The 8676-nt window shown below is 33.2% G+C and carries 10 protein-coding genes and 1 pseudogene; 3 read left to right on the top strand and 8 right to left on the bottom strand.

Going from position 1 to position 8676, the window contains the following annotated elements; translation table 11 throughout:
• Positions 1 to 509 precede the first annotated feature (509 nt).
• Positions 510 to 932, top strand: coding sequence for a hypothetical protein (locus OZD70_RS04260; RefSeq protein ID WP_275021135.1), 423 nt, complete (start codon positions 510 to 512; stop codon positions 930 to 932).
• Positions 933 to 945: 13 nt separating this feature from the next.
• On the opposite strand, the gene rpoD is transcribed toward OZD70_RS04260, so the two are convergent.
• The 8 genes and pseudogenes from rpoD to OZD70_RS05930 form a co-directional block, all read right to left on the bottom strand.
• Positions 946 to 2889, bottom strand: coding sequence for an RNA polymerase sigma factor RpoD (gene rpoD / locus OZD70_RS04265; protein WP_275021191.1), 1944 nt, complete (start codon positions 2887 to 2889; stop codon positions 946 to 948).
• 123 nt (positions 2890 to 3012) lie between these two features.
• Positions 3013 to 3339, bottom strand: a complete 327-nt coding sequence (locus OZD70_RS04270) for a cation:proton antiporter subunit C (RefSeq protein WP_275021136.1) — start codon at positions 3337 to 3339, stop codon at positions 3013 to 3015.
• The gene (locus OZD70_RS04275) at positions 3336 to 3755 is read right to left on the bottom strand and encodes a Na(+)/H(+) antiporter subunit B (protein ID WP_253302473.1); all 420 of its coding nucleotides are present in this window, start codon (positions 3753 to 3755) and stop codon (positions 3336 to 3338) included. Before OZD70_RS04275 ends, OZD70_RS04270 begins: the two co-directional genes overlap by 4 nt.
• Positions 3748 to 4275, bottom strand: a complete 528-nt coding sequence (locus tag OZD70_RS04280; RefSeq protein WP_164224943.1) for a DUF4040 domain-containing protein — start codon at positions 4273 to 4275, stop codon at positions 3748 to 3750. Before OZD70_RS04280 ends, OZD70_RS04275 begins: the two co-directional genes overlap by 8 nt.
• Before the next feature lies 1 nt (position 4276).
• Positions 4277 to 4564, bottom strand: a complete 288-nt coding sequence (gene mnhG / locus OZD70_RS04285) for a monovalent cation/H(+) antiporter subunit G (protein WP_096617042.1) — start codon at positions 4562 to 4564, stop codon at positions 4277 to 4279.
• Positions 4565 to 4570: 6 nt separating this feature from the next.
• The gene (locus OZD70_RS04290; RefSeq protein WP_082860906.1) at positions 4571 to 4816 is read right to left on the bottom strand and encodes a monovalent cation/H+ antiporter complex subunit F; all 246 of its coding nucleotides are present in this window, start codon (positions 4814 to 4816) and stop codon (positions 4571 to 4573) included.
• A 28-nt stretch (positions 4817 to 4844) separates the two neighbouring features.
• Positions 4845 to 5240, bottom strand: coding sequence for a DNA-directed RNA polymerase subunit omega (rpoZ, locus tag OZD70_RS04295; RefSeq protein WP_275021137.1), 396 nt, complete (start codon positions 5238 to 5240; stop codon positions 4845 to 4847).
• Between the two features lie 60 nt (positions 5241 to 5300).
• Positions 5301 to 5596, bottom strand: a pseudogene (locus tag OZD70_RS05930) (helix-turn-helix domain-containing protein).
• 435 nt (positions 5597 to 6031) lie between these two features.
• Here OZD70_RS05930 and purE point away from each other — a divergent pair.
• Both purE and mutL read left to right on the top strand, forming a co-directional pair.
• Complete coding sequence (gene purE, locus OZD70_RS04310; RefSeq protein ID WP_182183044.1) at positions 6032 to 6523, top strand: 5-(carboxyamino)imidazole ribonucleotide mutase; 492 nt, start codon at positions 6032 to 6034, stop codon at positions 6521 to 6523.
• A 7-nt stretch (positions 6524 to 6530) separates the two neighbouring features.
• On the top strand, positions 6531 to 8381 hold the full coding sequence (gene mutL / locus OZD70_RS04315) for a DNA mismatch repair endonuclease MutL (RefSeq protein ID WP_275021139.1): 1851 nt from the start codon (positions 6531 to 6533) through the stop codon (positions 8379 to 8381).
• Positions 8382 to 8676 lie beyond the last annotated feature (295 nt).

The following is an 8676-nucleotide window of genomic DNA, read 5'->3' on the forward strand; positions in this document are numbered from 1 at the left end:
TTAGTAAATTTCTTAAACATTTAAACTAAGGTGAGTTGCGTTTAAAAGCAGCTAAATTGCAGTGTTTAAGATTTAAAAAATGCCAATACTGAAAATAGACAATGACTAGGGTTTCTTTTGCCTTTTTTTTGTCCGGTAAATTTCTTAATGTTTATAGCTAAACGACAACCGTCATCCCGCAGCGGGATCTATGTTAAGAGATACCGCGGCGGTATGACGTAGGGCTACAGGTGTCATTCCAGCTCGTGACGCTGGAATCTAGTCTTTATTATGCAGCTACTTATTTAAAGTTAAGTTTCCTGGATCCCAGTGTCTGGGCACTGGGATGACACCCCACTGGTGGGCCAAACTACAACGTTCGTACAGTTGTGGATACCGCGGCGATATGACGTAGGGAAATCTTACTTATTATAGCTATAGTTCTACATGAATTACAAAAGTAATATTTACTAAATCTTAATATTTTAAACCTATACCCATATTTTAATAAATAATGAGCTGTAATTAGTATGAATGATCCATTTAAAAGTAAGAACTATAAAAAAAATCTCGACTCCTTGATAGAAGCTATAAAGCTGAAAAATATTGGTGAACAATATAATAAAACAGTGAGATATTTATCCCAGACATTAGAGAGTTTTACAGATAAGGCAGAAGATGTAGCTAAGTTTTTTATATGTAGTGACTTGAATAATTATATAGAACCGGTGAACAAAAAGCCATCAGGTTTTTTTGGAATATTCAAGGAAACATTTAATAAAATCTTGGGAAAAGATGCTTTAATTCAGGATAACGATATAAGAAATTTTGCTAATGATAAATTGCCCAGTCTTGCTGAAAAAATAACATTCGAACACCTAAATGTTTTAAAGAAAATTTCAGATTTAGAGCAAAGTAAAAAAATCAGGAGGAACATAGATTGTATGGAGTGAACTTAGAGTATACTTAAAAGAACCCTCTAAGTTTTCTAGCGCGGCTTGGATGTTTCAACTTGCGCAGTGCTTTTGCCTCTATTTGCCTAATTCTCTCACGTGTTACATTAAAAATTTTTCCTACTTCTTCTAAGGTATGCTCCTTCCCATCTTTACCAAGGCCAAAACGCATTCTTAGAATTCTTTCTTCCTTTGGTGTTAAAGTTGCAAGAACATTGGTTGTAATGCCACGCAAGTCAGCAAGTATTGCAGCATCCTCTGGTCTGGAGACTCGCTTATCTTCTATACAATCACCGAAGGTACTACTATCATCCTTTCCTGTTGGAGCTTCAAGACTTACTGGGTCCCTTGCTATTTTCATAACTTTGCGTATTCTTTCCAGTGGCATTGTCAGTTCTACACTCAATTCCTCTAACGTCGGCTCTCTTCCCATCTCATGAGTCATTTTTCTTAATGCTCTGTTGATTTTACTGATAATTTCCACCATATGAACTGGTATTCTAACTACTTTAGACTGCTCAGGTATTGCCCTAGTGATTGATTGTCTTACCCACCAAGTGCCATAAGTTGAAAATTTATATCCACGTTTGTAATCAAACTTATCCACGGCCTTCATAAGACCAATATTGCCTTCTTGTATCAAATCAAGCAGATCAAGGCCTCTTTTTGAATACTTCTTAGCAATGGAAACTACTAGCCTTAAGTTAGCCTTAATCATCTCTTGCTTTGCTTCAGAGACTTCTCGTTCGTGTTTTTGTATTCTCCTGATTAGCTCCTTAAATTCTTGCACGTTATCTTCCTGTATATGCTGCTTAATACCGTTCAAAGTGCTAGCTATATGTTCAGAGTTATCGTCTATAAACCTTAAAAATTTGTTTTTTAATTCACCTGTAAAAGAGGACTGATTTTCATTGATCTTTAAAAGACTTATCTTTTTCAATTCATGCTTTAAAAGCACGTCATCATAAACTTTATAGAAACTTTCTCTATCGATATCGTATTTTCTAGCCTCAGCAATAAGATTAGCCTCTTCAAGCGTGATGGATCTATTTATCTTATAAAGTTCTTGTGTAATTCTGGCAACAGCAGCATCACTTAACTTAATTTGTAATGCTATAGACCATATTTGACTATATAAATTCTCTAGTTCATCAGAGGAATCTTTAGAATTTTTTCTTAATACCAATGCTTCATTTGTTAAAGTAATTATCTCATCCAATGCAACTATGACCTTTGGCAACAAGTCACTTTCCATTTCAAGAATAGAAACATTTAAATTCGCTGAATTTACATCTTCATTATCACCGTCTTTCTCATCATCACTTTTTTTACTATCTTTCTCATCATCACTACAGTACTCAGCATCTTCAGAAACATCCTCAGAATCCTCAACATCTTCAGCACTTTCTTCACTCTCTTCTTTGGGTGCCACATTAAAGTCAGAGTTATAAATTGCATCCAGATCTATAATTTCTCTCAGTAAGAGAGCTCCACTACTTAAATCATCACGCCATACTTTTATCACCTTTAATGTTACTGATGTTTCAATTATTGCACGTAACATGTTATGCTTTTCAGATTCAATTTTTTTTGCTATCTCGATTTCATCTGCCCTTGACAAAAGCTTTACAGAGCTCATGTCTTGTAAATAAATCCTCACTGGATCATCATTTTGTACTAAAGTTGCAGTAACATTTGGCAATGTATCATCATCATCAAGTTTACTATCATCACTGTTGGAAGGAATATCTTCTTCATCTTCGCTACTTTCAAGCACATTAATTCCGGAATCCTGCAATAAAGATATAGCATCATCTATAAAATCAGACGAAAAATTTTCATCTGATAATTTATTATTTATATCATCAAAGGTGACAAAACCACCTTTTTTTATACTTTTAGTTACAAGATCTCTGATAATTTTTTTCTTATCTTCTGCATCATTAATAGTTGACATCATTACCTTTACAGTTTATAATTTTATTTCTTATTAATAAATAAACTTACAATGAGCAAGTCTATAATTTTACTTTTAACTTATGGCTATTTGTTATTTCATATAGTTTAAGATACTGTTAACTTATTTACACTTGTCTTGATCAATTGTTCCATACTTTTCTTCCATTTTTACTGCTATGGACAATCCAACTGAAAATGTTGCAATTCCAACCACTATAGCAGTAAGCATTAAAACATGAGGTATAGGATTGCTATATAAATAAAAATTTGAAACCAATATAGGAGGCAAAGAACTTTTTATATATCCTAGAGATATGTAAAACAACAAAACAGATGCTTGGAAGACGCTTACCCCTACCATTTTCTTGATTAAATTTTTATCGTTTATAATAATATATAAACCTAGCACCATTAATACAATAATAATCGTATAATTATATAAAGTCATTGTTTTTTCCTACGAGCAAAATTCATATATATAATTAACATAGAGGAGCAGACAGTAAATGCTACACCTAATTCCACAAAAAAAATACCCAATTTTTGACCGGTTCTATTATTGGCTGACAAGATATCATAAGATAAAAAATTTTGGCCAAGTAAAGTTGTTGCAACGCCCGTTCCTCCATAAATTAAAATACCTAACACGTTAGTCAATCTAATCACAGAATAAGGTATTGCTTTTAGAGTTGTAGATACACCAAATAGCATTGAATATAATATTATCCCGGAGGCAATAATTATTCCTGCTTGAAAACCTCCACCTGGAGTATAATCACCGTGAAATTGTATGTATAAACCAAATAAAATGATAAAAGGTATCATCAAAAATGTTACTGCATTTAATATCGGATCTTTAATCATTTTCTTTTTCTTCTTTTAATATCAACGTTATACAAAGCGCAGCAGTAAAAACTACTATAGTTTCTCCAAACGTGTCATAACCACGAAAACTTGCCAACACAGCTGTCACTATGTTAGGAATACCGGTAGCTTTTTCGGTATTTTCCACATAATAAGGAGCAACATGCAAGTGGATCGGAGCATTGTTGCTGCCAAAATCTGGCAATTGAATCATAAAATATGACAAACATACAGCCAGAAATAACATAAAAAAAAGCGTTATAGGGTTATGAGATAGATTTACTTTATGATTCTTTATCAAGGAGAGTGCTGCAAACGTAAAAATCGTACTGAGCCCCGCACCAACAGAAGCTTCAGTAATTGCAACATCAGGTGCATTCATAATTAAGTATATAAGCGCAATAAGTGAACTAAATACACACATTAGAACAGCACTTACGACTAAATGTCGCGAGAAGACTATAAAAACCGTAACTGTTAGTAACAACAAAAGTAGCACTACATTTAATATTTCTAACACCTTAACCTTCTTTAACAGTTTTTTTCTTAACTTTATAATAAGTGCGCGCTAAAATATAGCCATTAGTTGAGCTAGCTACCCATATTATAAGAATTAATAATATTATTTTAACAGTATTGATTGAAAATCCATTCTGCAAAGCAAAACCAATTAACAATAGCGTTGCACCGCTAGAATCTGTAATACCTGCTGCATGTAACCTAGTATAGAAATCAGGGAATCTAATTACTCCCACACTTGAAATGATTACTGAACAAATGCCTAAAAATATAAGAACGGATCCTATCATAAATTATTAAAACAACATTAATCTCATTAGTGCTATAGTTGATATAAAGCTAACGCTAGCATACAACAATGCTATATCAATTAAAAAAAAATTATTCAGAATGATTGATATTGCTGTTATGAGTACAACTACTTGCGTTGAGAAATTATTGAACGCTAAAACCTTATTGTACACATCACTTGACTTAGACACTATGCGGCACAACATTATACTCATGCAGAACAACAGTGTATAGATAGCAATGTGAAGCATTTAAAGACTATGTAACTTCAGTAGATTTCTAAACGGATACTTCTTCATCGCCATCTTGATCATTTATTTCACCATCCACTTCATAATCTTGGCTTTCTTGATTTGCATCAAGATCTGTGTCATCAGAAAAATTTAATAAATTCGCTAGCTTACTTGTATTACTGCTGTAAACATTATTCATATTCCCTTTCATGTACTCCTTGCATCTACCTACTAAAAGGTTAAATAGCTCATGAGTATCCACCTGTTTTTCTGCTATTTCATGTAAGGAAACTATGGTGTTTTTATGGTCTTTAAACTGAGCTATTTGAACTGGATTACTTGCTCCTGTATTTAAATCATGTGTTCTTTGACTTGCCAATAGAACCAATTTGAAACGGTTGCTTACCTGTTCTGTACACTTTTCTACAATAGACTCAGCCATAAGATACTACCTTAATAAGTTTTATACTATACCACAAAAAACAAGTTGTCAACTTTGTATCTATTGCGATTCAATTTCATGTTTTACTTTTTCTGCCTCAGATTTTATTTCTTGGCTTTCTGTCATCGTGATTGTTATTTCATGATCAAACTTTTTTAGAAATCCTAACAATCGCTCTAAAGAAAAACCATCTATTTTACCATTTTTAATTTGTGATACCTTTGGCTGATCAATACCAAGCTTCTCAGCTGCAAAAGCCTGAGTCCAAGCATTTTTTCTATAATTTTATTTATTATATAAAGCAACTTTGTTTTTACTCCCGCACTTTCTAAGTTATTTAACGATATTACTTCCATAATTCTTACACTCACATATCAATTAACTTTATTAAACATTATAACATAATATTTAATACATTAAAATATTAATATCATATAACTTGTCAATAATTATATGATATCAAATTTAAAACTTTAAGTTGATTGTATATTAATATTTCAATCAAATTTCTAGTAATTTTAAATTACCATTTTACTATCAGCCTATCTGAAAAAATCATTTACAGAAAGAACAAGCTAAAATTACAAAGCTTGAAATACAAAAATAATCATTTTATAAATTTATCTTACATAAGAAGTTTATATCTCTATATCTTAACATAGATATTTATTTAAATTTTTAAAATTTCTATTTTAACGAGAATTCTATATATTATATTTATAATATAACCTAAATATTTGTTGCTTTTTAGCTGGAACACTATTTAGTTAGTAAGTAAAATTGTGTTGAATATGACAAAAATAAAAAAAGATGTTGCCGTTATTATGGGAAGTGAGTCAGATTACACCACTATGGTCTATACCGTCGATATGCTAAAAGCATTAGAAGTTTCACATGACATATTCATAATATCTGCACATAGAACACCAGAAAGGCTCTTCAATTTTGCTAAATCTGCACAAGAAGAAGGTTTTAAGGTTATTATAGCTGGTGCAGGAGGTGCAGCTCATTTACCTGGTATGGTTGCGTCATTAACTTGTTTACCAGTTATCGGAGTTCCTGTGCATAGTAAACAATTAAATGGGCTGGACAGTCTACTCTCTATAGTTCAAATGCCAAAGGGTGTTCCAGTTGCAACCATGTCTATAGGAGAAAATGGAGCATATAATGCTGCCATTACCGCCGTATCTATATTGTCAATTTCCAACAGTGAAATTGCAGGTAGGTTAAAAAAGTGGAGAGAGAGACAGACCAAAGAAGTAAAAGAAAAACCAGTTTCATAATAAATCTATGGCAATAATTCTTTTAGACGCAAAAACCATAAACCGTATAGCAGCGGGAGAGGTGATAGAAAGGCCAGCAAGTGTAGTAAAGGAATTAGTAGAAAATGCAATAGATGCTGGAAGTTTAGAAATAGAGATCAAAATAGAAAGTGGTGGGCGTAATCTTATTACTGTGACAGATAATGGTAACGGAGTAGAAAAAAACGATTTAGAACTTGCGTTTATGCGCCATGCTACTTCAAAATTGAGCGATAGTGAGTTGATAGAAATCAAGCATCTTGGCTTTAGAGGAGAAGCTCTGCCTTCAATTGCAGCAGTAAGTAGGATAAAATTATCGTCTAAAGCAAGCGGAGCAAGTGAAGCATGGTCTATAAGTTATGAGGGTGGAGAAAAGATGGGGGAGCTAACTCCTTACTCTTTATCACAAGGAACATACATTGAAGTACGAGATTTGTTTTTTGCTACCCCAAATAGACTAAAATTTCTAAAAACCGAAAGAGCAGAAACTCAAAGCATTGTTGATATTGTAAATAACCTAGCAATGATTAACTATCATATAGGGTTTACTCTCATTTCAGGTAATAAAAAGCTCTTAAAATATGCCAAGCAAACCTTGTTATTTAGTAGATTGTGTGAAGTAGAAGAAGAATTTCAGGGCAGTTCTTTGGAGGTCAATGAAGAAGAAGACAGGATTAAACTTACAGGATACATCTGTAAACCTATTGTCAATCGTGGTAAGTCAACTCAGATCTATACATTTGTTAATGGAAGGCCAATTAAAGATAATCTACTTATTGGTGCGGTTAGGTATGCATATCATGATTTTATTCCAAGCGATAGGTATCCTTTTGCGACGTTACATTTAGAGATACCTTACGATCAAGTAGATGTAAATGTGCATCCAAATAAGTCAGAAGTAAGGTTTCAGAATAAGAAGCTCATATATGAAATAGTGACAAGAGGGCTAATTAAAGCATTGTCAAGAAGGATAGGCACCTTTCCAGCTAGTGACCAGAAAACTACTAATACGATAGAGGGTTTTGTGAAAGGTTCATTATCAGATTCTTTTGATAAACCTGATGTTCAAAATGAATTTTATGAAAGAAGGCCAAGTCCTTTTGAAAATCAACTAATAAAAGAATTTGCCTCTCCAAATGAAAAAGCAAAAGGCTTATCAGAACAGTCAAAATCGTTTAATTATACCGGCATACAGAAATCCCCCTCACAAGCGGAAATTATGGTTCTAGAAAAAAAGGTGTTAGAGCAAGTTGATTTGATAGAAAGCCACCCGCTCGGGTTTGCACGCTGTCAGGTCTATAATACTTACATTATTGCCGAGGTAAAAGACAAATTGATTATAGTCGACCAGCATGCAGCCCACGAGAGACTAGTATATGAATGCTTAAAACAAAAATCAAGTATAAAAAGACAAAAACTACTTCTTCCTGAAACGGTTGAAATCAAAAATCAAGCCGGAATGGAGATGATTGAAACTTATAAAGATAAGTTATTTGAAATGGGTTTTGATATTGAGATCAAACCAGAAAATAAAGTGATAGTAAAAGAAATCCCTGCAATTTTGGGAGCAATAGATGTGAAAGAGATGCTAATTAACATAATTGACAGACTAACCGAAATAGAAGATACATTGCCAGTAGAAGATAAAGTGAACAAGATATTAGCTACTATCGCTTGTCATGGATCAATTAGAGCAGGCAGGAAAATGAAGTTGGAGGAGATGAATGAGCTGCTGAGACAAATGGAAAAAACACCATATTCCGGGCAATGTAACCACGGAAGACCAACTTATATAGAAATGAAATTGAGTGATATTGAAAAACTGTTTGAGAGGAGGTAATGAGGTTGCCATAAATATGTAAGTGCTCTTTCTCGTCATCCAAGTAGCTCATAGAAACGGATTAAACGAAAAAACTTACTTGACAAGCCTCGCCAGCCCCCTTATCATGAAACTGAAGGTATTCAGTTATCTTCATCTGTGCAGATTAAACAGCAAGAAAACAACGTAGTTGGCGTCTTGTTTTTAATTTTTTGCACTATGTGCACCTTATGTCTTCACAACATTTCTGGGTTTTTACCTATATAAGCTGAAACGCGCTTATAAGTCGTTTAAGACAGTATAGTACGCCAATTTG

The sequence above is a fragment of the Wolbachia endosymbiont of Drosophila tsacasi genome (assembly GCF_028982115.1).
GTDB lineage: Bacteria > Pseudomonadota > Alphaproteobacteria > Rickettsiales > Anaplasmataceae > Wolbachia > Wolbachia pipientis_B.